General features: G+C 69.2%; 30 protein-coding genes, 1 tRNA gene and 1 pseudogene. 21 read left to right on the top strand and 11 right to left on the bottom strand.

The window, feature by feature from the left end:
* The first annotated feature begins 52 nt into the window (after positions 1 to 52).
* Positions 53 to 649, top strand: a complete 597-nt coding sequence (locus BKA24_RS06240; protein WP_184216218.1) for a TetR family transcriptional regulator — start codon at positions 53 to 55, stop codon at positions 647 to 649.
* A 54-nt stretch (positions 650 to 703) separates the two neighbouring features.
* On the opposite strand, the gene BKA24_RS06245 is transcribed toward BKA24_RS06240, so the two are convergent.
* Positions 704 to 985 carry a HesB/IscA family protein gene (locus BKA24_RS06245; protein ID WP_184216220.1) on the bottom strand — a complete coding sequence of 94 codons (282 nt, stop codon included), beginning with the start codon at positions 983 to 985 and terminating at the stop codon, positions 704 to 706.
* Positions 986 to 1213: 228 nt separating this feature from the next.
* On the opposite strand from BKA24_RS06245, the gene BKA24_RS06250 reads away from it, so the two are divergent.
* Both BKA24_RS06250 and BKA24_RS06255 read left to right on the top strand, forming a co-directional pair.
* Positions 1214 to 1642, top strand: a complete 429-nt coding sequence (locus BKA24_RS06250) for a hypothetical protein (protein WP_184216222.1) — start codon at positions 1214 to 1216, stop codon at positions 1640 to 1642.
* Positions 1643 to 1673: 31 nt separating this feature from the next.
* A complete protein-coding gene (locus BKA24_RS06255; RefSeq protein ID WP_184216224.1) occupies positions 1674 to 2570 on the top strand; it encodes a TolB family protein in 897 nt (298 codons plus the stop codon).
* A gap of 15 nt (positions 2571 to 2585) precedes the next feature.
* On the opposite strand, the gene BKA24_RS06260 is transcribed toward BKA24_RS06255, so the two are convergent.
* Genes BKA24_RS06260 through BKA24_RS06270 form a run of 3 tightly spaced genes read right to left on the bottom strand, consistent with a single transcriptional unit; the run spans position 2586 to position 5121 of the window.
* Positions 2586 to 3716, bottom strand: coding sequence for a GDSL-type esterase/lipase family protein (locus BKA24_RS06260; RefSeq protein WP_184216226.1), 1131 nt, complete (start codon positions 3714 to 3716; stop codon positions 2586 to 2588).
* Positions 3713 to 4270, bottom strand: a complete 558-nt coding sequence (locus BKA24_RS15740; RefSeq protein ID WP_184216228.1) for a WHG domain-containing protein — start codon at positions 4268 to 4270, stop codon at positions 3713 to 3715. The genes BKA24_RS06260 and BKA24_RS15740 overlap by 4 nt, the downstream gene beginning before the upstream one ends.
* 44 nt (positions 4271 to 4314) lie before the next feature.
* Complete coding sequence (locus tag BKA24_RS06270; protein WP_184216230.1) at positions 4315 to 5121, bottom strand: endo alpha-1,4 polygalactosaminidase; 807 nt, start codon at positions 5119 to 5121, stop codon at positions 4315 to 4317.
* A gap of 46 nt (positions 5122 to 5167) precedes the next feature.
* On the opposite strand from BKA24_RS06270, the gene BKA24_RS06275 reads away from it, so the two are divergent.
* From BKA24_RS06275 to BKA24_RS06285, 3 genes are all read left to right on the top strand, one after another.
* Positions 5168 to 5239 (top strand) — tRNA-Arg (locus tag BKA24_RS06275).
* 118 nt (positions 5240 to 5357) lie between these two features.
* Positions 5358 to 5630: a DUF6412 domain-containing protein gene (locus BKA24_RS06280; RefSeq protein WP_184216232.1), complete on the top strand. Its 273-nt coding sequence runs from the start codon at positions 5358 to 5360 to the stop codon at positions 5628 to 5630.
* Between the two features lie 84 nt (positions 5631 to 5714).
* Positions 5715 to 6428 (top strand): membrane protein insertase YidC, encoded by a 714-nt coding sequence (locus BKA24_RS06285; protein WP_184216234.1) that lies wholly within the window; start codon positions 5715 to 5717, stop codon positions 6426 to 6428.
* Positions 6429 to 6472: 44 nt separating this feature from the next.
* Here the strand turns inward: BKA24_RS06285 and BKA24_RS06290 are convergent, their stop codons facing one another.
* Positions 6473 to 7096, bottom strand: a complete 624-nt coding sequence (locus tag BKA24_RS06290; RefSeq protein WP_184216236.1) for a cyclodeaminase/cyclohydrolase family protein — start codon at positions 7094 to 7096, stop codon at positions 6473 to 6475.
* 126 nt (positions 7097 to 7222) lie between these two features.
* On the opposite strand from BKA24_RS06290, the gene BKA24_RS06295 reads away from it, so the two are divergent.
* The 4 genes and pseudogenes from BKA24_RS06295 to BKA24_RS15570 form a co-directional block, all read left to right on the top strand.
* Positions 7223 to 9583 (top strand): glycoside hydrolase family 65 protein, encoded by a 2361-nt coding sequence (locus BKA24_RS06295; protein WP_221417285.1) that lies wholly within the window; start codon positions 7223 to 7225, stop codon positions 9581 to 9583.
* Between the two features lie 85 nt (positions 9584 to 9668).
* Positions 9669 to 10574, top strand: coding sequence for an oxygenase MpaB family protein (locus BKA24_RS06300; RefSeq protein ID WP_184216240.1), 906 nt, complete (start codon positions 9669 to 9671; stop codon positions 10572 to 10574).
* Between the two features lie 34 nt (positions 10575 to 10608).
* A complete protein-coding gene (locus tag BKA24_RS06305; protein WP_184216242.1) occupies positions 10609 to 11016 on the top strand; it encodes a hypothetical protein in 408 nt (135 codons plus the stop codon).
* A gap of 80 nt (positions 11017 to 11096) precedes the next feature.
* Positions 11097 to 11258 (top strand): annotated as a pseudogene (locus BKA24_RS15570) (HNH endonuclease); the annotation flags it as partial.
* Between the two features lie 12 nt (positions 11259 to 11270).
* Here the strand turns inward: BKA24_RS15570 and BKA24_RS06310 are convergent.
* Both BKA24_RS06310 and BKA24_RS06315 read right to left on the bottom strand, forming a co-directional pair.
* The gene (locus tag BKA24_RS06310) at positions 11271 to 12053 is read right to left on the bottom strand and encodes an SDR family NAD(P)-dependent oxidoreductase (protein ID WP_184220493.1); all 783 of its coding nucleotides are present in this window, start codon (positions 12051 to 12053) and stop codon (positions 11271 to 11273) included.
* A 140-nt stretch (positions 12054 to 12193) separates the two neighbouring features.
* Entirely contained in the window at positions 12194 to 12808 is a 615-nt protein-coding gene (locus BKA24_RS06315) for a TetR/AcrR family transcriptional regulator (RefSeq protein WP_184216244.1), read from the bottom strand.
* Between the two features lie 78 nt (positions 12809 to 12886).
* Between BKA24_RS06315 and BKA24_RS06320 the strand changes: the two genes are divergently transcribed.
* Positions 12887 to 14275: a glycoside hydrolase family 30 protein gene (locus BKA24_RS06320; RefSeq protein WP_184216246.1), complete on the top strand. Its 1389-nt coding sequence runs from the start codon at positions 12887 to 12889 to the stop codon at positions 14273 to 14275.
* Positions 14276 to 14288: 13 nt separating this feature from the next.
* Here BKA24_RS06320 and BKA24_RS06325 read toward each other — a convergent pair whose 3' ends face one another.
* From BKA24_RS06325 to BKA24_RS06335, 3 genes are read right to left on the bottom strand one after another with little or no spacing between them, the layout of a single operon-like run.
* Positions 14289 to 15167 (bottom strand): DUF6999 family protein, encoded by an 879-nt coding sequence (locus BKA24_RS06325; protein ID WP_221417286.1) that lies wholly within the window; start codon positions 15165 to 15167, stop codon positions 14289 to 14291.
* The gene (locus BKA24_RS06330; RefSeq protein ID WP_184216247.1) at positions 15167 to 15844 is read right to left on the bottom strand and encodes an iron-containing redox enzyme family protein; all 678 of its coding nucleotides are present in this window, start codon (positions 15842 to 15844) and stop codon (positions 15167 to 15169) included. Before BKA24_RS06330 ends, BKA24_RS06325 begins: the two co-directional genes overlap by 1 nt.
* Positions 15841 to 16977 carry a 3-oxoacyl-[acyl-carrier-protein] synthase III C-terminal domain-containing protein gene (locus BKA24_RS06335; RefSeq protein WP_184216249.1) on the bottom strand — a complete coding sequence of 379 codons (1137 nt, stop codon included), beginning with the start codon at positions 16975 to 16977 and terminating at the stop codon, positions 15841 to 15843. Before BKA24_RS06335 ends, BKA24_RS06330 begins: the two co-directional genes overlap by 4 nt.
* Before the next feature lie 107 nt (positions 16978 to 17084).
* Between BKA24_RS06335 and BKA24_RS06340 the strand changes: the two genes are divergently transcribed.
* From BKA24_RS06340 to BKA24_RS06365, 7 genes are all read left to right on the top strand, one after another.
* Complete coding sequence (locus BKA24_RS06340; RefSeq protein WP_184216251.1) at positions 17085 to 17972, top strand: hypothetical protein; 888 nt, start codon at positions 17085 to 17087, stop codon at positions 17970 to 17972.
* Between the two features lie 35 nt (positions 17973 to 18007).
* Complete coding sequence (locus tag BKA24_RS06345) at positions 18008 to 18877, top strand: aldo/keto reductase (protein ID WP_184216253.1); 870 nt, start codon at positions 18008 to 18010, stop codon at positions 18875 to 18877.
* A 39-nt stretch (positions 18878 to 18916) separates the two neighbouring features.
* Positions 18917 to 19564 carry a VOC family protein gene (locus BKA24_RS15915; protein ID WP_184216255.1) on the top strand — a complete coding sequence of 216 codons (648 nt, stop codon included), beginning with the start codon at positions 18917 to 18919 and terminating at the stop codon, positions 19562 to 19564.
* Entirely contained in the window at positions 19561 to 19695 is a 135-nt protein-coding gene (locus BKA24_RS15750; RefSeq protein ID WP_281385738.1) for a hypothetical protein, read from the top strand. The genes BKA24_RS15915 and BKA24_RS15750 overlap by 4 nt, the downstream gene beginning before the upstream one ends.
* 73 nt (positions 19696 to 19768) lie before the next feature.
* Positions 19769 to 20203 (top strand): hypothetical protein, encoded by a 435-nt coding sequence (locus BKA24_RS06355; protein ID WP_184216257.1) that lies wholly within the window; start codon positions 19769 to 19771, stop codon positions 20201 to 20203.
* Positions 20203 to 20418 (top strand): helix-turn-helix transcriptional regulator, encoded by a 216-nt coding sequence (locus BKA24_RS06360; RefSeq protein ID WP_184216259.1) that lies wholly within the window; start codon positions 20203 to 20205, stop codon positions 20416 to 20418. The genes BKA24_RS06355 and BKA24_RS06360 overlap by 1 nt, the downstream gene beginning before the upstream one ends.
* 3 nt (positions 20419 to 20421) lie before the next feature.
* Positions 20422 to 21408 carry an NAD(P)-dependent alcohol dehydrogenase gene (locus BKA24_RS06365; RefSeq protein WP_184216261.1) on the top strand — a complete coding sequence of 329 codons (987 nt, stop codon included), beginning with the start codon at positions 20422 to 20424 and terminating at the stop codon, positions 21406 to 21408.
* A 1136-nt stretch (positions 21409 to 22544) separates the two neighbouring features.
* Here the strand turns inward: BKA24_RS06365 and BKA24_RS06370 are convergent.
* Positions 22545 to 23780 carry an IS256 family transposase gene (locus tag BKA24_RS06370; protein WP_046746337.1) on the bottom strand — a complete coding sequence of 412 codons (1236 nt, stop codon included), beginning with the start codon at positions 23778 to 23780 and terminating at the stop codon, positions 22545 to 22547.
* Positions 23781 to 24074: 294 nt separating this feature from the next.
* Between BKA24_RS06370 and BKA24_RS06375 the strand changes: the two genes are divergently transcribed.
* The 3 genes from BKA24_RS06375 (at position 24075) to BKA24_RS06385 (ending at position 26779) form a co-directional block, all read left to right on the top strand.
* Positions 24075 to 24215: a hypothetical protein gene (locus BKA24_RS06375; protein WP_157532579.1), complete on the top strand. Its 141-nt coding sequence runs from the start codon at positions 24075 to 24077 to the stop codon at positions 24213 to 24215.
* A gap of 87 nt (positions 24216 to 24302) precedes the next feature.
* A complete protein-coding gene (gene cmtR / locus BKA24_RS06380) occupies positions 24303 to 24665 on the top strand; it encodes a Cd(II)/Pb(II)-sensing metalloregulatory transcriptional regulator CmtR (RefSeq protein WP_064002516.1) in 363 nt (120 codons plus the stop codon).
* Positions 24666 to 24859: 194 nt separating this feature from the next.
* Positions 24860 to 26779: a heavy metal translocating P-type ATPase gene (locus tag BKA24_RS06385; protein ID WP_184216263.1), complete on the top strand. Its 1920-nt coding sequence runs from the start codon at positions 24860 to 24862 to the stop codon at positions 26777 to 26779.
* Positions 26780 to 26872 lie beyond the last annotated feature (93 nt).

The following is a 26872-nucleotide window of genomic DNA, read 5'->3' on the forward strand; positions in this document are numbered from 1 at the left end:
GAGAGGACTCTCATGCCGAGCCGGACGCGCGGCCGAGACGTAGGCTCGACGCGTGGACACCGACCGGCGCCGGCGCCTCACCCCCGACGAGCGGCGCTCTCAGCTGCTCGCGCTGGGGGTGGCGTTCCTCGCAGATCGGCCGCTCGACGACCTGACGATCGAGGAGCTTTCCGCGCGTGCTGGTGTGTCCCGCGGGCTGGTCTTCCACTACTTCGGATCGAAGCAGGGACTGCACCGCGCGGTCGTGACGACGGCCGCGGAGAGCATGCTCGCGGCATCCGCCCCTCGGGCAGAGCTCGACCCGCTGGACCGGCTGCACGACACGCTCGCGCGCATCGTCACGTTCGTCCGCGACTATCGCGGCACCTTCTTCTCTCTGGTGCGCGGGGTGGCCAGCGGTGATCCCGTGGTGCGCCGGGTGGTCGACGAGTCGCGTGACGCGCACGCCGAGCGGGTGATCGCCGCGTTCCTGGATCTCGGTGCGGCCGACACCCCGATGCTGCGGGTCGCGTTGCGATCGTGGGTGTCGTTCGTCGAAGAGGTGCTGATCGAGACCACCGAAGACGACACTGCGGATGCCGACGAGGTCACTCGCTTTCTCGCGCGGAGCGCGCAGGGGGTCGTGGCCGCGCTGGCCGAGCCCGCCTGAACGCACGAGTGCCCCGAACCGAATCGGCTCGGGGCACTTCAATACGTGGGCGGATCAGACCGCCTGTGCGAGGGCGAACCCCACGGATCCGTCCTCGGCGACGCGAGCGTCGAGGACGCGGTCGTCGAGTGCGACGTTCGCCGCCTCATCGACGAAGACTCGGGCGCCGTCGCTTTCGACGACGGTGTCGCCGGCCTCGGGGGCCTGGGCGAGGGACAGCGCGTACCCGCTGTCAGGGGCGGTGGCCTCACTGATGCGCAGTCCGCCGGTGGTGGTCGGGATCTGCGACGCGAGGTTCTTGACGGCACTGCTGGCGTTCTCGGTGAGTGTGAGCATGGCGCTCTCCTTCCGTGGATTGCATGAGTCGGCCACGATGCCGAGAATCCCGGCGACCTGCAACCGCTGACACACCCTGGGTCGGCACTCACACGGTTTACGGAGGTTCGCGCCAGTCGCGCGGGATCATCCGCGCGGCGTACCCGGATCATCATGTGGACCGATTCGCTCATCGGCCGCACTCGGTTGACTCGAGTCATGTCGAATACGCCTGTCTCTTCCCGCCGCATGACCGCGCTCGCCGCGGCGGGCTTGCTCGCCCCTGCCCTGATTCTCACGCTCGCCGCGTGCGCGAACCCGCTCGATGTCGCCGCCAAAGTCCACACCGAGGAGTTCGCCGACCGCGCCGCCGCCGAGGACGGCTGGGTTGGGGTGACGATGCCGGCGTGGATCCCAGAAGACGCCGAGCGGATTCGCAATGTCGCAACGACGAACGAGACGAACGCCGTCATCGCCGTCGACGGAGGCGGGCAGCCGCAGGGCTGCGAGGAGGCAGAGCGCCGCGGGCTGCCCTTCGACAGCCGGTTCGGGAGCCTCGGCGAGAAGCTGCCGACGACGGTCCTGGCATGCGGGCCTTACGAGCTGGTAGAGACCGGGGGCGGCTGGCTCGGCTGGTTCAGCGCCACGGAAGAGGGGCAGACACCCGGCGATCTCTGACCCGCGCGGCGCTGTCCGGTTACGGTGGAGCATGGCCTCCGACATCTTCCCCGCCCGCGGTTTCGCCCTCGAGGGCCAACACTGTCGCGTGCACGTCATCGACGTGACCACCAGCGCCGACCGCATCGTGTTCGAGACCGATGAGATTCTGCTCGAGGCGCCGAACTGGGCTCCGGAGGGGCTGCTGCTGAACGGCGGCGGGCTGCTGTGGGCGTTGGACCCGGACGCCGCAGATCCGGCGCTCGCCGAGGTTCCGTTCCCGACCGTTCCGACCTTGAACAACGATCACGTTCTGGTGCCGGGGAGCAATGACATCCTGCTGTCGGCGAACGACGGTCAGATCTACCGGGCGCCGCGGGGTGGGGGCGAAGCGATACGTCTCACCGACCCGGCAGGCCCTTTCATGCACTTCCTGCACGGGGTCGACCCGGATGCGACACTCATCGCGTACACGGCGCTGGCTTTCGTAGACGGGGCGGCGCAGCACGGCGGCATCCGTATCGCGAACATCGACGGTTCGATGGATCGTCCGATCACGCCGGGGCAGGTGGCCGACGGCAGCGAATGGTCGCCCGACGGGCAGTGGATCTACCTGAACACGGAGCACTTCTCCGAGGCGCCCGGGCACGCCCAGATCGCGCGCATGCGCGTCGACGGCACCGAACTCGACCAGCTGACGTTCGATGAGCGGGTGAACTGGTTCCCGCACTTCGCGCCGCACGGCGAGACGGCCGTGTACCTCAGCTACCCGCCGGGGACCGAGGGGCATCCGGCCGACCTCGAGGTGGAGCTGCGCCTGGTGCGGGGCGGCCAGTGGCGGCATCCCGAGACCGTCGCCACCCTGCCGGGCGGGCAGGGCACGATCAACGTGAACAGCTGGGCGCCCGACGGGTCGCGATTCGCCTACGTTGACTACCCGGTCGGCTGAGGTCGCGCCTGCGCCTCAAGCGACTCCCAACACCTGACGCGCGAAGCGCTCGCCGATGAGGCGGTGCGCCTCGGGACTCGGGTGGAGCCGGTCGGGGAGCGGGTGAACCGCGGCATCCGCTTCGCCATACAGGCCGAGCCCGTCGACGAGGTGCAGATTCGGGTCGTCGCGGTGCGCGTATACGTCGGCAAGGGCGTTGCGGATGACCTCGAGGGTGAGGCGTCCGCCGGCGGTGTCGCCGGGCGTCCCCGCAGCACCGAAGAGCAGGGTTCCGCTAGCGAACGACTCGGGTTCGATGATGCCGGGGCCGGGAGTGTTCCCGTGGATGCCGCACCAGATCGGCGTGATGAGGTGCAGGGGCGTATCGGGGTGGCCGTCGCGGATCGTGTCGAGGAAGCCGTGGACCGCGGGGACGAACGCGCGCAGCCGCATGGCGTCTGCGTTCACGACGTTGATGCCGAGCGCGACGCTGATGACGTCGGCGGGGGTGTCGCGGATGACGCGCGCCATGAACGGGTCGATCTGGGCGCTGCCGCCGACGCCGAGGTTGCGCAGGTCGAGTCCGGCGCGGCGGGCAGCGAGCGAGACCCAGGTGGCGCTCGGCTGCGTCGCGTTGGAGCCCTGGCTGATCGAGCTGCCGTGGTGCACCCAGCGCGGGCGCTCGGTGGCGTCTGGGGAGGCGGGCGCGTCGGCGCGCAGCGCGATGAGCTCGATCATCTCGTTGTGCGGCAGCCAGAGCTCGACGAGCTTGTCGCGCGGGTCGAGCCCGTCGACGGTGATGCGCTGCGCGGGTCCGTCGACGAGCTGACGGATGCCGGTGGCCGGGTCGGTGTCGAGGGTGTCGCCGCCCTCGAGCTCGACGCTGTCGTGCAGGGCACCGTCGATGCGGACGTCGACGGGTCCGCGCGGGCGGGAGAGGCCGCGGAGGGTGGCGCGCGTCGAGTGCAGGTCGAGTTCGAGGCGGGATGCTGCGGTTCGTAGGGCGATGCGTGCGCCGGCGGGCTGCGCCTCAACGCCGAGCAGCTGCGGGTCGGGGAACTGGGTGCGGACCCACGCCGGGAGGCGGTGCGGACGCAAGCCGCGACTCGTGGGTTCGAGCTCGGCGAGTCCGCGGACGGTCGTGGTGTCGAGGGTGATGTCGATCATGCGGGGTCCTCCGGAGTCCAGGTGCGGAGGGCGCGGTCGAGGGCGTCGAGCGCGCGGTTCCAGGAGGCGTCGGTGGCCTCGTCGCGGTGGGCGAACGACGTGGCGGATTCGAGGGCGAGGTAGCCGGCGATGGTGGCGCTCGCGAAGCGGACCGCGTGGACGGTCTCGCCCTCGGGCAGCGCGTAGGCGCCGAGCGATCCGACGACGAGAGCCGAGACGCGGGATGCCATCGGCTCGGTGATCTCGTTGCGCTCGACCGGCTGCGAGATCATCGCCCAGCGCGCCGGGTGGGCGACGGCGTAGGCGCGCTGCGCGTTCGCGAGGTCGCGGAGGGTGGGGGCGTCGCCGATGGCGTCGGCGAGCTCGGCGAAGACGGCGGCCTGGACGGCACTTCGTAGCGCAGCGAGGTCGCGGACGTGGGCGTACAAGCTGGCGGTCTGCACGCCGACGCGGCGGGCGAGCGCCGACATCGAGAGCGCGCCGGGTCCGTCAGTGTCGATGAGGTCGAGCGCCGCCCGGGTGAGGGCATCAGGAGAGAGGTTCGCGCGGGGCACGTTCCGTCAACCTACACCCTTTAGGTTTGAGTTCGCGAATGTGGCTAATCGCAGGTCTCGAACACGTAGGCCGCACCCTCCGGCGGGACGAGATCCCGATCGCGCAGAACGATGGATGCCGGGGTCTCGGGGTCGGCGCACACCTCGTCCCACGTGCGGGGGAGGTTGTCGGTGTACTCGATGGCGAGGACGTGGTCGCCGTAGACCTCGGTGTAGGCGGAGCACTCCTCGTAGGCGGCGCACTCCTCGACGACCGCGAAATCGAAGCCGGCTCGGGAGTGGAGGAAAGCGGCATCCTCAGCGGCATTCTTCTGTCCGGCCGCGAGCCCGACATCGTGCGCCGTGTCGACGAGCAACGTCGCGAGGTCGAGCGCATCGTCTCGGGTGAGGGTGCCGTCGGTGCGCGTGTAGGTGTCGAGGTTGTCGAACTCGACGGCGTCGAACCCGTCGGATGCGCAGTCGCGGATCCAGGGCCCGACGATAGCCGCGATCTCGTCCGCCTTGCGGGTGTCGAGGATGACCTCGTCCGGCCAGTCCGGGTCGATGACCGGCTCGCCGTCGTCGTCGCGGAGCAGGAGGTCGTCCGGCCAGGCGTCGAGTTCGCCCGGCTGCGTCTGGAATCCGTTGACATAACAAACGGAGTACACGTCGTCGACGGATGCCGCGGCCCGGTCGCGAGCGACGATCTCGACGCCCGCGGGCGGGTCGTAGGCGCCGCCGAGTTGGTAGTCGAGCTGGGCTCCGGCGGGCGGACGCTGGGGTCCGGCGGGCGGGTCGTAGATGGTCTGTGTGCAGCCCGTGAGGAGGAGTGCGACGACGCCGAGGAAGGGCAGTGCGCGTCGGACGGTCATGTCGCGAACCTACCCGACACGACGGGTCGGTAGACTCGACGGGCCAGCCTCTGTAGCTCAATGGAAGAGCAGTTCCGTCCTAAGGAAACGGTTGGGGGTTCGAGTCCCTCCAGGGGCACCGTTGCGTTCGGGGCTCTGGTTGCATGTCGTCGCCCGGAGTCGACCGCTCACCCTCGACGGCGAGGCGGCATCCGTTTAACCTGAGGCCACACGGATGCCGAACGGAGGAGGCGAGCATGGTCGACGTATTGCGCCTCGTCCTCGAGGTCTTGGGACTCGTCGTCGCCGTCGACCCGTCGATGGGCGGCTCCGCCTTTGCCGTCGCGGTGCTGGCGCTGGCTGCTCTCACGGTCGCGCTACTCGCGACCGCCGCGCACGCGAGCACGCGCGGAGCGGCGCCGCATCCCACCCGCCGCATCGAACTCGCGGCGCCGCTCGCCCAAAGCGATCCCGATGCGCCGGGACACATCCGCCGTCGCGGGCCCAGTCAGGTGACTGCGGCCGCGTAGCGTCGAACCGTCCGGGCACTCCGTGCCCCGGCATCCGTTCGCGGCCGATCAGCCGACCCTGATCGCTCCGACGAACGGAACCCCGTGGACATCACCACCCTGCCTGTCATCTCCACCCTGATCGACCTCACCTCGCGCGGCCTGCTCGCCCTGACCTCGCTGCTCACCCCGTGGACGGGAGCGCTCGCCGGCGCGCTCGCCATCGTGCTCGTGACCCTCGTGGTGCGGGCGGCGCTCATCCCCGCCGGCATCGCGCAAGCCAAGGCCGGCCTGGCGCGCAGCCGGCTCGCGTCGCGCTTGCGGGAACTCCAAACCCGCTATCGCGGTGACCGGGAACGCCTGCAGCGCGAGACCATGGAGCTTTACCGCTCCGAGAAGGTGTCGCCGTTCGCCGGCTGCCTGCCGATTCTCATCCAGGCGCCGATCGTCGGCCTGCTGTACTCCGTGTTCCTCCACGCGAGCATCGCCGGGCACGCCAACGAGCTGCTGTCGCAGACGCTGCTCGGCGTTCCGCTCGGGACGAGCCTGCTGCACGCCGTCTCGACAGGGACGGCGGACGTGGTGACCTGGCTGGTGATCGGATGCCTGGTGCTGGTGATCGCGGCGGTGGGGGAGATCACGCGCCGGGCGTTCCGGATCGAGTCGGCGGAGGGGATGCCGGTGGGCGTGCTGGGAGCCCTGCAGTTCGCCACCGCGGTCGTCGCGGTGTTCGTGCCGCTCGCGGCGGGGGTGTACCTGCTGACGACCGTGACGTGGACCCTGGGGCAGCGGGTGGTGTTGCGGCGGGTCTACGGATGAGCCGAGCTCGGGCCGTCACGACCGAACCAGCGCAGACGCACCGGCTACTCAGAGGCCCAGCCCGTGACGATGATGTTGCACTCCGCCCGCTTCTCGGCGAGGTCGACGAGGTCTCGTTCGAAGTTCGCGACCTGCGGGTCGAGGTGGTCGTCCGCGGTCCGATGCCTGGCCAAGAGGTCGAGATTGGCTCGCGCCGTGTGGTTCGTGCCCTCCAGTGCCGCCCGCAGAGCCTCCACCGCGACGCGCAGATCCGGCTCGACGTGCGGGTTGCCGATGTCGGCCAGCAAGCGGACCTCCTCAAGAAGGGATGTCGCGATCCGGCCGACGTCCAGGGCCGACGCGACGGCATCGACCGTCGCCTCGCGGACCGCCCGCTCGCGGTCGATTCCCTGGTCCATCGCGAGAGCCGCACCGAAAGTCGCGGACCGGACGCCGTCCTCCTCGGCGGCCCTCATCGCCAGGCCCCGCTTGTCACTGAGTCGCTGCTCAGCCTGTCGAGCCTCGAGGTCGTGTGCGGTGTAGGCCGCCACCATTCCGAGCAGTCCCGCGGCGATGCCCGTCATCACGCCACAGGCGGCGCCTCCGCCCGGCGCGCCCTTCGCCTGGGCGAGACGGTCCACCCATTCGGCGAGCGGCGTCTCTGCAGGGTCGATGTCATCGCTGGGCATGCGACGACGCTACCCGCAGCGACTCCCGGCGACGAAGCGGGCGGGATGACGGCCCGCGAGGATACGGCCACGGTCGCCCGCTGCAACCCTTGCAGGTGAAGAGACACCGTGCTTTACCGTGACACCATGACCCGCTCCCTGCCCTTCGACGTCGCGCCCTGGAGCATCGGCCTCAGCGGCGTCGACGTCGACCGCCTGTCGCACCGCGAATCCGTCTTCGCCCTCTCCAACGGGCACATCGGCTGGCGGGGGCTGCTCGACGAGGGGGAGCCCCACGGCGTTCCGGGCAGCTACCTCAACGGCGTCTTCGAGGAGCACCCGATGCCCTACGCCGAGGACGGCTACGGCTACCCCGAGTCCGGGCAGAGCGTCATCAACGTGCCCAACGGCCAGGTCATCCGCCTCACCGTTGACGACGAACCCCTCGACATCCGCGAAGGCACTTTCCACGACCACGAACAGCACCTCGACTTCCGAGCCGGCGCCCTGGAACGCACGCTCACCTGGACCCCGCCCGCCGGCGGCACCGTCCGCATCCGTTCGACCCGCCTCGTCTCGCTCGCTCACCGCTCCGTCGCCGCCGTCCGGTACGAGGTCGAAGCCCTCTACGACCCGGTCACGATCACCCTTCAGTCCGAGCTCGTCGCCAACGAACCCCTGCCCGAGCCGCACCCCGACCCGCGCGTGCAGGACATCCTCGAGACCCCGCTTCGCAGCGCAGGCAGCTTCGTCTTCGACAGCGCTGCGACCCTCGTCCACGAGACTCGCAACAGCGGGATCGGCGTCGCCGTCAGCATGGACCACCTGGTGTCGGGCGCGGCCGCCGAGGTGCGCACCGCGGCATCCGACGACCTCGCCCGCACCACCATCCGCGCACGCCTCGCACCCGGCGAACGTCTCGAGGTCGTCAAGATCGTCGGGCACGCATGGGCTACCGGACTCTCGGCGCCCGCGCTGCGCGACCGCGCCGAAGCCGCCGTCGCCGACGCGATGCGGGACGGCTGGAGCGGCCTCGTCGCCGCCCAGCGCGAACGCCTCGACGACTTCTGGACCTGCGCCGACGTCCGCGTCGACGGGCAGCCCCGCCTGCAGCAGGCAGTGCGATTCGCGCTGTTCTCGGTGTTCCAGGCCGCCGCGCGCGCCGAGCAGCGCTCCGTCCCCGGCAAGGGGCTGACCGGCGCCGGCTACGCGGGCCACGTCTTCTGGGACGTCGAGGCCTACGTCCTGCCCGTCCTCACGGCGACCGCACCGGATGCCGCGAGGGAAGCCCTCCGCTGGCGCCACGCCACCCTCGACCACGCCCGCGATCGCGCGCGCCAGCTGCACCTGCGCGGAGCGGCGTTCGCCTGGCGCACCATCGACGGACGCGAGTCGTCGGGATACTGGCCCGCCAGCACCGCCGCCTTCCACATCAATGCCGACATTGCCGCCGCCGTCGTCCACTACGTCCGCGCGACCGGGGACGTCGACTTCGAACGCGACGCCGGCTTCGAGATCCTCGTCGAGACCGCCCGCCTCTGGCAGTCCCTCGGCCGCACCGACGCCGACGGTCACTTCCACATCGACGGCGTCACCGGCCCCGACGAGTACACCGCCCTTTACGACGACAACGTCTTCACCAACTTGATGGCCCGGGCGAACCTCGAAGCCGCCGCGGATTCCGCGCGTCGGCATCCGGATCTCGCCCGTGCTCTCGGGGTCGACGACGCCGAGATCGGCGTGTGGGTGCGTACGGCCGGCGCGATGCACGTGCCGTACGACGAGGAACGCGGCGTTCACCCGCAGGCAGCCCGGTTCACCGAGCTGGAACGGTGGGACTTCGAGGCCGAAACCCCCGGCGACGAGCTGCTGCAGGAGCGCTACCCGTACGTGCAGCTCTACCGCAAACAGGTGCTCAAGCAGGCGGACCTCGTGCTCGCACTGTTCTTCTGCACCGACGCGTTCACGGCAGACGAGAAGGCGCGGGCGTTCCGCTACTACGAGGCGCTGACCGTGCGCGACTCGTCGCTGTCGGCGGCGATCCAGGCGGTGGTCGCCGCCGAGGTCGGGCACCTCGGGCTCGCGGCCGACTACCTCGCCGAAGCCGCGACCATCGACCTCGACGACCTGCACGGCAACGCCGAGGACGGCCTGCACATCGCTTCCCTCGGCGGTATCTGGACGGCGCTCGTTGCCGGCTTCGGCGGCATGCGCGACACAGACGACGGCCTGCGGTTCGCCCCTCGTCTGCCGGAACAGCTGACAGGGCTCGCGTTCGGCATCCGCTGGCAGGGGCGCACCCTGCATCTCGAGATCGCGCCGGATGCCACGACCTACCGCATCAGCGCCGGCGCGCCGCTGACGATCCGGCACTTCGGCGAGCCCGTGGAGCTGACGTCAGGTGCGGACGTAACGATGCCGACACCGCCGCTGCCGGACCCGGGGGAGCACCCGACCCAGCCGAAGGGCCGCGAGCCGCGGCCCTTCGCGGAGGCGCTTGCGGAGTGATGCTCGCCTGACCCATCCCGCATCCGCTCGGCGGTCCCACACGCGAGCCGGCCCCGCGGCGCCGCGGCGGTGGCACGCTGGAAGTGTGACGTCCGGACCACCCTCTCCGCCCGTGACTCGGTTGCGGGGCCGCCTGCTCACCGCGCTCGCCGGTGACCCGACCGGTATGGCGCCGTACGTCCGTGCGCTCGCCGACGGTGATGACGCCGGATATTTCGCGGAGGACGGCCCCGCGTGGACGGTGCACGGCGGCATGGGCACCCTGGTCGCCGGCATCCGTGCCCTTCTCCTGCAAGCGCTCCATCCCGGGGCCCTCGCCGGCGTGCACGACTGGTCCCGATATCGCGACGACCCGATCGGGCGCCTCACCGGCACCGTCCGCTGGGTCATCACGCTCACCTACGGTTCGACGACGCAGGCGGACGCTGAGACCGCCCGCGTCAGCCGATTCCACCGTCGCGTGCAGGGGGAGTACGTCGCGGGAGACGGCTCCGGGCGCACATACACCGCCGAGGCAGCCGACCTCGTGCGCTGGGTGCACCTCGCTTTCACAGACGCGTTCCTGCGGAGCCACCAGGCTTACGGCCGCGCCATCCCCGGCGGGCCGGACGCGTATGTCGCCGACTGGGGCACCGCCGGGCGGCTCATGCGCGTGCCCGATCCGCCGCTCACCGAGGCGGACCTCCGCGCGGAGATAGATGGCTTCCTCGACCGCGGCGAGCTGCGCCGGGACGAGCGCGTCGACGACGTCGTGCGGTTCCTCAAGAAGCCCCCGTTCACCGGGATGATGGGCGTCGCCTACCGCGTCCTCTTCGCCGCGGCGGTCGCGACCTTCCCGCCGCGCATCCGACGCGTGCTGGGCCTGCGCCGCTCGTGGCTGCCGGTGAAGACGGCGACCCGGCTGATCCTGCGCGTGACCGAGCGTGCGCTGGGGTCAGGGCCGCGGACGCAGGATATGGCGCGGTTGCGCCTGCGACGCCTCGGGTTGTAGCGCCGGCGTACGACCGTCCCGCTAGCCTGAGCGCGTGCCCTTCGCCTTCGCGCTCACCGTCGTGCTCGCTCTGATCGCGGTCTTTCAAGTCGCCCTCGCCCTGGGCGCTCCGCTCGGACACTTCGCGTGGGGCGGTCAGCACCGCGTCCTGCCCGCGCGCCTCCGCATCGGCAGCCTCGTGTCGATCCTTATCTATGCGCTCATCGCCCTCCTGGCATGGGACCGCGTCCGCGCCATCGACCTGCTTCCGAACGGTGTCCCTGAGGTCGGGATGTGGGTCGTCTTCGCGTACTTCGTGCTCGGCATCTTCATGAACGCCATCTCGCGCAGCACACCCGAGCGGTTCACGATGGTCCCGGTCACGCTCGTGCTCTCGGTGCTCTCGTTCCTCATCGCGATGGGATTCGGCGAACTGGCGACGGCTGCCGGCGACCCGAACTGAGGTCCCTGGACGGTCATTGCAACCCCCCGCATTCTCATCGACCGGCGTGAGACGGTCAGGAGAAGAGTCGCCCCCTGCCCTCGATGAAGCAGTTCACCGCGTGGAGGGTCCGACAACTCGGGGGTGGCGTCCTCGAATGGACCTCACCCCTCGGCAGAACCTACCGCGAAGACGCACCCACCCCGGCCGTCGCCTTCGCGCCTGCCGTTGCCTCCGCCTCCGCGGCCCCGGCGCCCTTCTGACCGGCTCCCGCGCTAGGGCAAGATGCTGTCCACGTAGCCGCCGTCGACCCGCAGCGCGCCACCGGTCGTCGCCGACGCCAGCGGCGACGAGAGATAGACGACCATGTTCGCGATCTCCTCGGGTTCGATGAGCCGGCCGATCAGCGACTGCGGCCGCGCAGTGCGCATGAACTCGCGCTGCGCCGCCTCCCAGTCGAGCAACCGGTCGACCATCTCGTAGACGAAGTCCTCCACGCCTTCGGTGTGCGTCGGCCCGGCGATCACTGAGTTCACCGTCACGCCGGAGCCTGCGGCGGCCTTCGCGAACCCACGCGACATCGCGAGCAGCGCGCTCTTCGATGCGCCGTAGTGGATCATCTCCTCGGGGATCACGATCGCCGAGTCGCTCGCGATGTTCAGCACCCGGCCCCACCCGCGATCCGTCATCCCCGGCAGTACCAGGCGTGTCAACCGTGCCGCGCTCAGCACGTTCACGTCGAAGAACCGGCGCCACTCGTCGTCATCGATCTCGAGAGCCGGCGTCGAACCGAAGATGCCGAGGTTGTTCACCAGCACGTCGACGGTGCCTGCGGCATCCACCAACGCCTGGGCGCCCTCGGCAGACGTGACATCGGCGGCGGCGCCTCGCACCGCGAGCCCGGCGAGGGAATCGACCGTCCGCGCCACACGTTCCGGGTCGCGTCCGTTGACGACGACGTCGGCGCCCGCCTCGGCGAGTCGCCGTGCGATGGCCAGCCCGATGCCCTGCGTCGAACCCGTCACCACCGCGGTCTTCCCCGCCAGGTCCAACGTCAGCTTCCGTGTCGCTTCCTCGCTCATGGGGCGCCCCTTCTCCGTCGCGTCGTCCTCCTTCGATGGTGGCAGAGCCACGCGCACTGGGGGTCGACGCCGAAAGGGCCACGGGCGTATCGCGTGAGCGCGCCGCGCCGCCGGATTCACGCGTCGTCAAGATCGACTGTCGTCAGCAGCTCCAACTGGCGGCGGAGAGTCTCCGTCACGTCGACGGCCCCCGGGTCGTGCATCCACTGCACCTGCGCGCCGTCCCACACCGACAGCGTCGACACCGCAGCGAACTCGGGATCGACGCCGGGGCGCAGCAGCCCGGCATCCGCCATCTCGGCGAACGCCGCCGTGAACTCGGAGCGCACCCGTGCGTAGCGGTCGTGGAAGTACTGGTGGCTCGGATGTCCGGGCGTCGCCGACTCCGCCGCAAGCAGCGTGTACAGCTCCACGATCCCGGGGATCCGCTCATTCGCCCGCGCCAGCCGCAGAAACGCGGCGGGCGTGTCCGCAGGCCCAGCGGCCGGCTGCGGCGCGGCATCCCGCGGACTGAGCGCATCACGATCCTCCAGCACCCGCTGCAGCAGCACACTCTTGTTCGCGAAGTGATGCAGGATCGTCGACGCATCGATGCCGACCCGATCGGCGATCTCCTTGAGTGACCCCGAGCGGTACCCGTGCGTCGCGAACACCTCGCCCGCCGCGTCGAGGATCTCGCGCTGCCGCGCCGCCGTCTTCGCGTACGGTCCGCGCTTGGTGGGGGATGCCATGACCCCAGCCTACCGACGAAAGCTCAACGAGCGTTGGATTTTACGCTACCGTGGACGCACACGACCTCGGGAGAGCACATGGCGACGACGGCATCCGCACCCATCCGCTGGATCACCACCACGCAGCAAGATCCGTGGCGCGAACAATCCGCGCCCCTGATCGGCGACGTCACCGCGATGCCTTCCGTCTTCGTCGAGCTCGACCGGCCCCAGCAGGAGATCGAGGGCTTCGGCGCCTCGTTCAACGAGCTCGGTTGGACGTCTCTCGCTCACCTGTCAGCCGAAGACCGCGACACCGTGCTCCGCGAGTTCTTCGAACCCGGCGCCGGCCTCGGTCTCACCCGCTGCCGCATGCCCGTCGGTGCCAACGACTTCTCCACCGACTGGTACAGCTACGACGAAACCCCCGGCGATCTCGCCCTCGAGGACTTCTCGATCGATCACGACCACGCCGCGCTCATCCCGTTCATCCAGGCCGCGCAGCGCCACCAGCCGCGCCTCACGCTCTGGGCATCGCCCTGGAGCCCGCCCACGTGGATGAAGACCAACGGCCACTACGCCGGCGCGAAGGCGAACCCACTCGTGTCCGACGTCGACAACGGCATCCGCGACGACCAGCTCGGCGCCGAAGGCACCGACATGATGCGCCTCGACGACGAAACCCTCGCCGCCTACGCCGCCTACTTCGGGCGCTTCGTCGACGCCTATGCCGAACGCGGCATCCCCATCACGATGGTCATGCCGCAGAACGAGTTCAACTCGGCGCAGATCTTCCCCAGCTGCACCTGGACGCCGGAGGGACTCGCCGCCTTCGTGCGCCACCTCGGCCCCGAGATGCGTCGCCGCGACGTCGATGTCTACATCGGCACGCTCGAGCGCGCCGATGACGGGCTCGTCGAACGGGTGCTCGCCGACGAGACCGCCGCCGGCTACATCAGCGGCATCGGCGCACAGTGGGCGGGCAAGGGCGCCGTGCCGTACCTGCACCGTCACCACCCCGACCTCACGATCTACCAGACCGAGCAGGAATGCGGCGACGGCCGCAACGACTGGCGCCTCGCCCGCTACGCCTGGCACCTCATGCGCCACTTCTTCAGTCACGGTGCCACCGCCTACATGTACTGGAACATGTCCCTCCTCCGCGGCGGCGTCAGCCGGTGGGGCTGGGCGCAGAACTCGCTCGTCACCGTCGACGCCGATACGCGCACGTACACCTTCAACCACGAGCACTACATGCTCAAACACGTGTCGCACTTCGTGGCACCCGGCGCCCGACGCATCCCCACCCTCAGCTACACCGGCCACGACAACCAGCTCGTGTTCCAGAACCCCGACGGGAGTCTCGTCATCGTCGTGCAGAATGACCTCGCGGAGGACACCGACGTGAGCTTCCTCATCGAGGGTCAGGCGCTCAGCGTCACCCTGCCGGCGGACTCGCTGAGCACACTCGTCGTGCCGGGGAAGTAGGTCGCACAGACCGTCAGTCGAACGTCGCCGCGGTGTCCCGCGGATACTCGCCGCCCGCGAGCTTCACCAGATGCGCGTGCGCGTACTCGCAGACCAGCGCGTGCCGGTAGACCATCTGCGGCACGTCGACATTCGAGTCCATCCACAGACTCAGCGCGCCGACCTTCCACGCGCGGAACGTGTCGTCGCCCGTGACAGAGGTCAGGATCTCGAGGAACGAATCGTCGAACCGCATCGAGTGCACCGCACGGCGGTACTCCTCCACCGTCAGTGCCATCGAGAACGGGATGTTCATGAAGCACAGCGCCGTCTGGATGTCCAAGCGGATCACCCGGCGCACGTGGCGTTCGGCATCCAGCCGGGGGATGTCCAAGTGCGTGAAGTCCAGCGCCTCCCGCCGCTCCACCCGCACCTTGTCCAGCGCGATCAGCACGTCGTACACGTTGATGTCGTGCTCGACCACCGCCTGATCGCCGAGCCCCGACAGTGCCGTCGGCCGCAACGTCACCGGCGCCATGTCCACCGGCGTGTTCCGGATGATGAAGTTCACGAGATTCGTCTCCACGACGAAATGCCGGATCAGCAGATCCACCGCACTCGGCGACACGAAGTGCCGCAGGAACCATACGCACAGCGCGTCCATTACTCGCAGCGGCATCCACCGGAACGGCAGCACTCGCTTGATCACAGACACGACCGCCACGACCACCCGCGACAGGACCCGAGCCACCGGATACAGCCACCGACGCGATAGCCGCCGCTGATCGTTGATGATCTGGCGCACCACCGCTCGATCGAGCGGTACCGACGGGTCGGCGTGGATCGCCTCCCACATGCTCGGATCCGACCGGACGAACTCCGGCACCACCGGCAGCGGCGGCCGCTTCGCCATCAGCGATCCAGCTCTTCCAGCTGCAGCGCGTACAGCCGCGCCACCACCTGCGCACACCGCACGATCTCGTCTGCGTCGTCCTCGCCGATGATCCCCGACGTCAGGATCGCCTCCAGGTCGCCGGTGTGGCCGCCGTCGGCGACCTCGTGATACCGCATGAAGTGCACCTGCGAATCGGCGAGCCCCAGCACCTCCTGGAACCGCTTCGCCCACCCTGCCGCGCGCTGAGCGCCCAAGCCCTCGATGATGAACATCGCGCCCAGGAGCCCCACCGGGTTCGGGCGGTCGGCATACGTGAACATGTAGCCCGACAGCGCTTCGGATCCGAGGTTCTTCCGACCGGCGCGCAGCTCGTCCAGCGACCCGCCGATCGCGACGTAGTCCCGCTCGAGCATCAGATAGTCGCGGTGCTCCTCCTCGGCGTGCTTGATCGCCGCCGCCCTCAGCTCGAAGTGCGCGATGTCGAAGTTCGACGCGGCCCGCGAGATCCAGGGCGACCCGTCCACCACCTGCTGGCGGAGGTTGAACAGCAGCCGCTCGTAGTCGTGCAGGGTGACCGTGCCCTCCTCGAGGCGCTGCAGGACGGGCACGCGGGCGAGGTGGTCCTCCAGCTCGACCCACACGTCGGCGAGCCGGTCCGCGAGGGTCGCCACGTCGGCGGTGGATTCAATAGTCATGACGGGGCTCCTTGCGGTGGGGCGACGACGGTCAGGTGAGCGAAAGCGAACGAGAACCGACCCGATTCGGGAACGGCGAGCAGGATGGTCTCCCCGGGGGAGAAGCGGCCGGTGCGGAACGCCTCCTCGAGTGCGATGAAGATGCTGGCCGACCCCGTGTTGCCGCACGTCTCGAGGTTCGAGAACCACCGGTCCGTGTCGAGCGTGGGCACGCGACGGCGCAGACCGTCGAACGCCAGATCGCGGAACGCGTTCGTGCTGTAGTGGCATACGACGTGGTCGAGGTGTCCCACGTCGACGAGTCCGATGTCGACGAGCTCTTCGAACTGCGCGAGCCCCGCGCCCGCGAGATCGTCGAGCATGCTCACGTCCTGGCGCAGCAGGAACATACCCGCGGCAGCAGCCTCGTCGACCGGCACGTCCTGCCAGGTGGTCCCGACCTCGGCGGACGGCCCGTCCATTCCCGCGCGCATGCAGACGTCGTGCTGGTGCGCGAGCGACATGTGCCGCACCCAGTCGACCCGCAACGAGATGCGCGACGGGTGCGGCTGGAACTCCACGACCACCGCCCCCGCCCCATCCGAGAGCATCCACCGGAGGAAGTGCGAATCCATCCCGGCTCGGATGCCGTCGTACCGGCGCTGCCGCAGACTGCGGCTGGCCAGCTCCGAACCCACCACGGCAGCCCGCGGATGGTCGCCCAGTTTGATCTTCGACACCGCGGCATCCAGCGCGGCAAGACTCGATGCGCACACGCCCGACGCTGAGAGCAGCTGCATCGGTCCGCCGCCCAGACGGCCGTGGACCATCGAGGCGAAGCCCGGCACAAGCACATCGCCGATCGTCGTCGCCGTCGCCAGCATGCGCAGATCCTCCGCACGGATGCCGCGATCGTCGAGCGCCGCCCGCAGCGCCTTGACCGCGAGCTCCTCGTTCAGCTCGGTCGGCTCGCCGTGCTCGTCGAGCGCATAGTGCCGCTGCCGGATGCCGTTGGCGTCGAGCACGCGCCGGCGGATCCGCGTGGTGACGGGATCGTCGCCGCCGAGCCGCTGCACGATGCCGTCGTTGTCGACCGGCTCGCCCGGGAGGTAGCGGCCGAAGCCCGTGATGTATGCAGCCGCCGTCGTCCCCATGGCCTCGACCCTAGGGGGTCAGCGTGCACGATGCCCGCGCTGTCCCCAGCGTGCCCGCGCTCGACGTCGCGCCTCCGTGGGGAACGCGCGTTCGTTACGCTCGCCGTATGCCTTTCCGCTCCGCCCTCCGTGCCCTGAACGACCCCAACTCCGTCGCGCACGGTGTGGTGTCGACGGGCGTCGTCGCCGCCCTCGCCCTCATCGATCCCCGCCGTCTGACGGTCGGTCAGCGCGCGATCTACCGGCTCGCGAACGCGGGGCTCGCCGCCTGGATCGTCGGCATCAGCTTCCGCAGCGCCGACCCGAGCGGTTCCATCCCGCCGATGGGACGGGCCGCGCTCGTCGCCGGAACTGGCGGAGCAACCCTGGGTTTCGCTGAAGCGGGTGAAGCGGTCGACGCCCGTGTGCACGAAGCGATCGCGCGTGCCGGTGCCGCACATCCCCGTCGCTGGCTGGCCGCCGGCGGTGCGATCCTCGCCCTCGGTTCATGGGGACTCGGCCGCGCGCTCGACACCCCCGAGGACACCCCGGAACCAGAAGAAGTGGTCGTCGACCTGCCAGAGGACATCCGCACGCTTGCCGCCCACCTGCTCTCCGCCACGGACGACTTCGGTGCGCCGGAGCTCCGCGCCCAGCTCGCCGATGCCCGCCGCCTCGTCTTCGACGACAGCGACGACAGCGACGACGAATTCTGGCCTGACGCGCAGCTCGCCGTCTCGGACGATCTGCCGAAGGCCGTGCCGTCGAACGCGACGTTCCCCGTTGTCGGCCGCTTCCGCGCGTTCGACGACCTGACCTTCGATGTGCGCCTGATGGTGACGGACGGCGTGCTCGCGAGCATCGTGGTCGAAGAGGGTGCCGACTGGGCGGCAGAGCAGCGCGACGCCTGGTACGAATCCGGCCGCCACCTCGGCGAGCTCGGCAACTGGCCTGTTCCCGGCGACCTCGCGCTGCTCGTCGAAACGCGGGAAGGTCTCCGCCCGATCGGCGTGTAGGGAATGTTCCGGCACCGGTGAACGCTGGGCCCCGTATGACGAACACCACGCAGCCTGCACAGTCGTCCGGAACGTTCCGCCTCGGAGGCGACCTCGAGGTCACCCGCCTCGGATACGGCACGATGCAGCTCACCGGCCCCGGGGTCTGGGGCCCACCGGAAGACCACGACGAAGCGATCCGGGTGCTCCGTCGCTCCGTCGAACTCGGCGTCAACTTCTTCGACACCGCCGAGTCGTACGGCCCGTACGTGGCCGAGGAGCTCCTGAAGGAAGCCCTCCACCCGTACGCCGACGACGTCGTCATCGCGACCAAGTCGGGCCTGACCCGCACCGGTCCGAACCAGTGGCCGCCGCTCGGTCGGCCCGAGTTCCTGCGTCAGGGGGCCGAGATGAGCCTCCGCCGCCTCGGCCTCGAGCGCATCGACCTGTTCCAGCTTCACCGCATCGATCCGAAGGTGCCCCTCGAGGACCAGGTGGGCGAGCTCAAGAAGCTCCAGGACGAGGGGAAGATCCGACACATCGGTCTTTCCGAGGTGACCATCGACGAGGTGAAGGCCGCGCAGAAGATCGTCGAGATCGTCAGCGTCCAGAACCTCTACAACCTCCAGCACCGCGACGCGGAAGAGCTGCTCGACTGGTCCGAGGAACAAGGCATCGGGTTCATCCCGTGGTTCCCACTCGCGACCGGCGGTCTCACCGGCCCGGATTCGCCGCTGACCGACATCGCCGAGCGCAAGAACGCGACGCCCGCGCAGATCGCGCTCGCCTGGCTGCTCAAGCGCTCGCCGGTGATGCTGCCGATCCCGGGCACATCGAGCGTCGCGCACCTCGAGGACAACGTGCAGGGGGCCGTCATCGAGCTGACCGACGAGGAGTTCGCGGAGCTGTCGAAGCTCGGCAGCTGACCCCTCGCGTCACCCGCCCGCCTCTGTCAGGCTGGGCGGGTGACGAGTATCTCTCCCGCCCAGTTCCATAGCGCGACCGGCGTCGCCGACTGGCGCGTCACGGCGATCGGGCCTCAAGCCGTCTTCGTCGCGCCGTCGCTCATCGAGGGATCGCGTCTCGTTCCGGTGGTCGTAGCCGCGGCCGAGCGACACGGGGTGCGTCCCGATGTCGACCTGCGGCCCGAGGCAGTGGTCGTCCGCGTGCCGAGCGGGGAGGACGGCATCCCGGCTGCCGCGACCGACTTCGCCCGAGCGGTGTCGGAGGGCGCGGCATCCCTCGGGCTGCGGGCGGATCCCGCGCGGGTCCAGAGCGTCGGCGTCTACGTGGCCGAGCACTCCGGCGCCGACGTGCGCCCGTTCTTCCTCGCCGCCCTCGGGTACGACGCCGTCGGCGACACCGACGCGGCGGATCCGCTGCGATCAGGGCCGGTTCTCGCCTTCAATCCGCTTACCGGGGATGCGCCTGGCCGGGGGCGCACGCACCTCGATGTCTTCGTCCCCGCCGATCAGGCGCAGGCGAGGGTGGATGCCGCGATCGCGGCCGGCGGACGTCTCGTCGACGACGCGAACGCACCGGCCTGGTGGACGCTCGCCTCACCCGACAATCACGGCGTCGACATCGCGAGTTGGACGGACACGTACGAATGAGCATCGTCTGTCCGCCCTTCGCCGGAACGATCCCGACGAAGTACGGCCAGACCCACCTCACCGTCGCCTACGCTGAGCACATCGCGCCGGCCCTGCAGCAGGCGCTCGACGCGATAGGCCTCCCCGAGTAAAGAATTCTTGACACGTTGCGGGTCGTCGTGTCATCCTCCTCATGTCAAACATTCCTGACATCGGAGGTGCAGCATGGCTCGTGAGGAACGCGCCGCGTGGGTCGGACTCGTCGTCTCGCTCATCGCCATCGCGGTGTACGCCGCGGTCGTCGCGGGGAGGGCGGCATCCACCCCCCTCGCGGAGGTCGACTGGCTCGGACCCATGCTCTGGACGATCATCGGCGGCATCGTCGTCTCGATCGTCGTCACGATCATCTGGGGTGTCGTCGCCGAGGGCGGGTCCCTCCGCGGCGAGAACGCCGCCGACGAACGCGACCGAGCGATCACGCAGATGGGCGACCGCGTCGGTGTCGCGTTCCTCGTCATCGGCGGCGTCGTCGGCATCGCCCTCTGCGCGATCGACGCCGCCCCGTTCTGGATCGCGAACACGCTCTATGCGGGCTTCGCCCTCTCGTCCGTCGTCGGCGGCATCGCCCGCGTCGTCGCCTACCGCCGCGGGCTCGTCTGATGGTCAAGCCGACACGCGTCACGAACGCCATCCGCGAGCTGCGCACCGACCGCGGGCTCACCCAGGCCGACCTCGCCGGCGCCGTCGGCGTCACCCGCCAGACCCTGATCGCCATCGAACAGGGCAAGTACTCGCCCTCGCTCGAGATGGCCTTCCAGATCGTCCGCGTCCTCGACGTCCCCTTCGACGCGGCCTTCCAGTACCCGGAGGACTGACCCATGACCGACACGATGACCGTCTGGCGCCAGCGCTGCTACGGTTCCGCCGACGCCGTCCGCCCCGAGACCGTCCCCGTCCCCGCACCGCGCGCCAGCGAGGTCCTGCTGCAGACGGATGCCGTCGCTCTCAACTCCGGCGACATCCACCTCATGCGCGGTGAGCCGGGACTCGTCCGCGTCGCGCTCGGCCTCCGCGGACCGCGCATCCGCGGCCGCGGCATGGATGTCGCCGGCACCGTCCTCGCCGTCGGCGACGGCGTCACCGAGTTCGCCGTCGGCGACGCCGTCGTGGGGTCGGGGCGCGAGACCCTCGCCGACCGCGTCGTCGTCCCCGCGAAGCGACTCACCCGCCTGCCCGAGACGGTCGCGCCCGCGATCGCGGCGACCCTGCCCATCGCCGGCAACACCGCCGTGCAGACCCTCGACGCCTGCCGCGTCGGCTCGGGCGCGCGCGTCCTCATCGCGGGAGCGGGCGGCGGCGTCGGCACCTTCCTCGTGCAGCTCGCCGCCGACCGCGGCGCCGAGGTGTGGGCGACGTGCGGAGAGCGCGCGCGACCCGTGCTCGAGCGTCTCGGCGCCGCGCGGACGTTCGACTACCGCGCGCTCGAACTCAGCGACCTGCCCCGCGGCAGGTTCGACGCCGTGGTCGACATCGCCGGCGAGCCGCCCCTCTCGGTCCTCCGCGACCTGCTCGCCCCCGGCGGCACCGCTGCCCTGGTCGGCGGCGACGGGCATCCCTTCTTCGGACCCTTCGGACGCATCCTCCGCTCCGCCGTCACCCGCGGGCGGTTCCGCCCGATCACCGCGGTCACCCGCACCGAGACGACGGCGCAGCTGGTCGAGCTCGCGGCATCCGGTCGTCTCACCCCGCACCTCGAGCGCACCTTCCCGCTCTCGCAGGCCGGCGCCGCCCTCGCCTACGTCGAGGCGGGCCGCACCGTGGGCAAGGTCGTGGTCGTCCGCGACGGCCTTCGCCCACAAGGATGAAGCCGACTGGGCTTTGCAGGAATCCGAGTATGTCAGCCGTGACGAGGCACGAGAGGGCTTCGTTGTCGGATTCTGCTTCGACAACACCGATCGGCCCGCCTGCTCCGATTTCAAGGAAGATGATTGGCGCTAGCTCGACTGGGTGAAGCAGGCAACAGCTCAGCTATCGTCTGCACGCGGACGCGTGTCAGCCGGCGCACGCGATCTGAGCGGGTGGGGTGAACTCGATACCAAGCTCTACATCGAGGTCGCAAACGGACCCGAGGAAGCCTTCCGCGAAACTCGCACTCAGTGGTGGCCGACTGCTCGCGGACGAAGACGCCCAAACGATCATTTCTGAAACCGCCGCACCCGCTCGGGCCGGCCCGCAATGCTGACCCATGTTCTCGCCCGTTTGGGTGAACAGATCATTCATGGGAGCTGAGGCCTCGTCGATCTCAGCGGCTGAGGAGGCCCTGTCCATTCGATCCATCGCTGCATTTAGAAGCTCGATCGATTCTGCCGTCGAAGTCTTGCAACTGTCCGGGGCGACGGTCTCTTGCGGCGATGCCACCTCGGCTTCAGATTGACTTGCTGTTGGCATAACAACGTCGTTGGGCGCTGCGGTGCTGCATCCCGCGCAGCTCAACACGATGATCGAGCATGCAACAAGTAGTGCGCTTATCGTTCTGGTCGGCATTGGTTCCTGCCCCCCGAGTCGCATGATAAAGACGTGCTCAGTCGTCTCTGATCGGGCTCCGTCGGCGTCAGCCTATAGCTCGAACCAGCCGCCCGAGGGGGGATCGCGATCGATGTCCGGGTCGAACGCAGACGACCACCGGGAGCATTTGGTGACCTCGATGAGAACGGTGGTCGGATCTTGAGGGGCTGACCTTCAAAGGCGCACACCGAGACTCGGCCTCCCCGCCAAAAACGATCGTTTTCGGCCGCATCGCGTGGAAGACGCTGAAACGCCCGCCGTAAACGTGGTCCAGAACTTGGTTTCGGTAAGGGTTTTCGGCGCCCAGCGGCAAGCGCCGAGGTCTCGACACGCCGGTCTCCAACGCCGCTCGCGGACGTGGAGTCGCGTAATGTGTCGGCCGCGTCCGTTTGAGTGGTGGTCTTTCGCTTCGTTGCGATGATCAGCTGTCGTTAGTTTAGGCGGCGGTGATCTCGGGGAGTATCACCGCCTCGTCGATGGTGGGGGTGGTCGCGGTGAGCTCGGTCATGGAGGCTTCGGAGAAGTAGCGGCGGTCGGCGGCTTCCCATTCGTCGTGTTGCTCGACGAGGACGGAGCCGGCCAGGCGGAGCAGGGCGGCGTTGTTCGGGAACACGCCAACGACGTCGGTGCGGCGCTTGATCTCCCGATTGAGGCGTTCCAGCGGGTTCGTGGACCAGATCTGTCGCCAATGCCGGGCGGGGAACGCTTTGAACGCGAGGATGTCGTCACGGGCGTCGGTGAGCATCACGGCGGTCTTGGGGTGGACGCGCTCGATCATGCGCACGACTTCGTCGAACTGGGCATCGATGTGCTCGGCGTCGGGTTGGGCGAAGATCGTGCGGATCACGCTGGCGACCATCTCCTGCCGGCCCTTCGGGAGGGCGGTCAGGACGTTGCGCATGAAGTGGACGCGGCAGCGCTGCCAGGCGGCGCCCTGCAACACGGTCGCTGCGGCCTTCTTCAGTCCGGCGTGGGCGTCGGAGATCACCAGCTTCACCCCGCCCAGACCTCGTGTCTTCAACGAGCGCAGGAACTGCTTCCAGAACTCCTCGGTCTCGCTGTCTCCGACATCGAAGCCCAGCACGACCCGCCGCCCGTCAGCGGCGACGCCGATCGCGACGACGACCGCCTGGGACACGACACGGTGGTCGATGCGGACCTTGCAGTAGGTCGCGTCGAGGAACACGTAGGGGTAGGCGATGTCAGACAGCGAGCGGTCGCGGAACGATGCGACCTCGGCGTCGAGCCCTTGGCAGATGCGGGACACCTCGGACTTCGAGATGCCAGTGTCAGCGCCGAGCGCTTTGACGAGGTCATCGACCTTCCGGGTTGAGACGCCGTGGAGGTAGGCCTCCATCACGACCGCGAACAAGGCTTGGTCGACCCGGCGGCGCCGCTCCAGCAGCGACGGGAAGAACGACCCCTGCCGCAACTTCGGGATCCGCAACTCCAGATCCCCAGCCGTGGTCGACAGCACCCGCGGCCGGGAACCGTTGCGGGTAGTCGTGCGCTCGCTCGTGCGCTCGTAGGGGGCGGCGCCGATGAATGCGGCTGTCTCCGCGTCGATCAGCTCCTGGTAGAGCCGCTCGGTCGCGGCTCGGATGCGGTCGGTGGTGCCGGTGAGCTTCAGTTCCCCGAGCAGCTCGAGGAGGGCAGACTGGTCAAGAGCCATCGTGCGGTGTCGTCTTTCTGTGTGAGTTCTTGGTCGTTCTCACTGACCATCGCACGATGGCTCACCCCGTCGCGGTCACGACGCCGCGGGCCCGAAAGACCACCACCCCGCGGGACTCCAGGTAATGTGTCACGTGTTAGAGAAGTGCGCCCAAAATCCCGGTGAGCCCACCGGGATTTCGTTTTTGGCGTAGCAAGCCGGCCCCCTCTGGGACCGGCTTTTTCTATGCCTTCCCGCATCGACGGTTAGGCACGCTTCGGCCACGGCCGGACACTCCGAAAAGGAGGTGGCGAGATGGACCACATGGTCTACATCATCTCGGTGCCTGCGACGGTCATCACGTCGATGACCGTATTCATCTGCAAGGCCCTGCCCTTGCTGTCGGACCGCGTGAACAAGCGCGCCCGACAGCTGCAGCGCGCCAAGCGGAAGTAACTGCAGACACCAGAAAATCGCTCATACGCCACTTCCAGGGGAGAACTCTGCCCAAAAATAGGTCAGCGCCGGATGTATAGTCATTGCATGCTGACTCTTGCTTCGCGTGTGGACGTCATGAACCGTCTCGGTCGGGCGATGGCTGATCCGACGCGTTCCCGGATCCTGCTGTCACTCCTGGATGCGCCTGGGTATCCGGCGGAGTTGGCGCGCGAGCTCGACCTGTCGCGTACGAATGTGTCGAACCACCTGGCGTGCTTGCGGGGGTGTGGGCTGATTGTCGCTTCCCCGGAGGGAAGACGCACGCGATATGAGGTCGCGGACCCGCATCTCGCGTTGGGCTTGCGGCAGTTGCTCGAGGCGGTCGTCGCGGTGGACAAGGGCGTGGCTTGTACGGCGGATGGGTGCGAGTGCTGCGCGCCCACCGGCTCGGCGGAAGTCGCGCAGTGAGCGAAGAGTGCTGCGGCCCCGCTGAGCCTCAGAAGTCGATAGTCCGGCGGATCGAACTGACCGCCCCGCCCACGCACCGTTCGGATGACTCCTGCTGCGCGCCCGGTGCGACTCACGGCGTCTCGCCCGCCGGCGCGGAAGGCGACGCGTGCTGCGGTCCCGATGACACGGCTCCTCATAGAGAGGAGTTGGAGGTGCGCCCTGCATGGTGGCGAGATGCGGCCCTGCTTCCCTCCGCGGTAGCCGGGGTGCTGCTGCTCGTGGGGTACGTCTTCGAATGGTCAGGCGGCGAACTCCCGGCCCTCATCCTGTTGGGGCTCTCGCTCCTGGCAGGGGCGTCGACGTTCGTTCCCGGCGCGGTCCGTCGCCTGATCCGTGGCCGGTTGGGTGTGGGGTTGCTGATGACGATCGCCGCCGTCGGCGCCGTCGCCCTCGGGCATGTCGGTGAAGCCGCGACACTGGCGTTCCTGTTCTCCCTTGCGGAAGCGCTCGAGGACCGCGCGATGGATCGCGCGAAAGAAGGACTCCGCGCCCTGCTGTCTCTGATTCCCGAGACCGTGCGGGTCTCCCGCCTGTCCGGCGACGAGACGATTCCCGCATCCGAGGTCCGTGAGCTCGATGTCCTCGTGATCGGTGCCGGCGAACGCGTCGCAACCGACGGGGTTGTCGTCGAAGGGCATTCGAGCCTGGACACCTCCGCGATCACGGGCGAGTCGATCCCGGTCGAGGTCGGTCCCGGCACCGCGGTAGCTGCGGGGTCCGTGAACGGGTCGGCCACGCTTCGAATCGAGGCGACCGCGGACGGGCGAGACAACTCTCTGACGCAGATCGTGGCGCTCGTCGAGCAGGCACACGCTCGGAAAGGGGAGCGGGCGCGGCTGGCGGATCGGATCGCTCGACCCCTGGTCCCCACCGTCCTCATCGCCGCCGCGCTGGTGGCGCTGTTCGGTGTCGTGATCGGCGACCCCGGTACGTGGATCGAGCGGGCGCTGGTCGTGCTGGTAGCTGCGTCGCCGTGTGCGCTGGCGATCGCGGTGCCGGTGACGGTGATCAGCGCGATCGGGTCGGCATCGAAGTTCGGTGTGGTGATCAAATCCGGAGAAGCGTTCGAGCAGCTCGGCACGATCCGCACCGTTGCAATGGATAAGACGGGCACGCTCACGCGCAACGAACCTGCCGTGGTCGATGTGCGCCCCGCGTCCGGGGTGACCCGGGAGGACGTGCTGGCGTGGGCTGCGTCGGTGGAAGCGTCGAGCACGCACCCGTTCGCCGCGGCGATCACCGCTGCCGCCCCGACGGCGCCGCGGGCGGTGGACGTGGCGGAAGACGCCGGGCATGGCATCACCGGGCACGTCGACGGACGGCGTGTGCGCGTGGGGAACGTCCGATGGCTCACCCCCGGCAACCTCTCGCACGCGGCCGACGATATGGCCGCGCAGGGAATGACCGTCGTCGTCGTCGAAGCGGACGGAACGACCGCGGGCCTGATCGGTGTGCGTGACGAGCTGCGACCCGAATCGGCCGAGACGATCCGGCTCCTGAACGCGCAGGGCATCTCGACCGTCATGCTCACCGGCGACAACGCCCGCACCGCACACGCGATCGCCCACGACGCCGGGATCACCGACATCCGCGCCGAGCAGCTTCCCGCCGACAAAGCCGCCGCGATCACCGAACTCGTCGGCTCCCGTCCGACCGCGATGGTGGGCGACGGCATCAACGACGCCCCCGCCCTCGCGACCGCGACAGTCGGGATCGCGATGGGCGTGAAGGGATCCGCTGCGGCGATCGAATCCGCCGACGTCGCATTCACCGGGCACGACCTGCGCCTCATCCCGGGCGCGCTCGCCCACGCACGCCGCGGCCGACGCATCATGACCACCAACATCGGCCTCGCACTAGCGATCATCGTGGTCTTGTTCCCCCTGGCCCTGTTCGGGGTACTCGGGCTCGCCGGGGTCGTCCTCGTCCACGAGATCGCGGAGCTGGTCGTGATCGTCAACGGCATCCGAGCAGCACGCCGCCCCGTCGCCCTCCGGGGACTGTCAGCACCGATCTCATCCAGAACGCCAACGTTGTCAGCGCCGACTCCACCTGAACTGGCTGCGAAATGAATGTTGCGCAGGTCGTGAGTACGGTGCAGTCAGGCTGGACTTCCGCGAGCCTCATCTTCGCTCTGGCCTCGACCGCACTTCTTGCGCTCGTCC

The sequence above is a fragment of the Microbacterium marinum genome, assembly GCF_014204835.1.
Taxonomy (GTDB): Bacteria; Actinomycetota; Actinomycetes; order Actinomycetales; family Microbacteriaceae; genus Microbacterium; species Microbacterium marinum.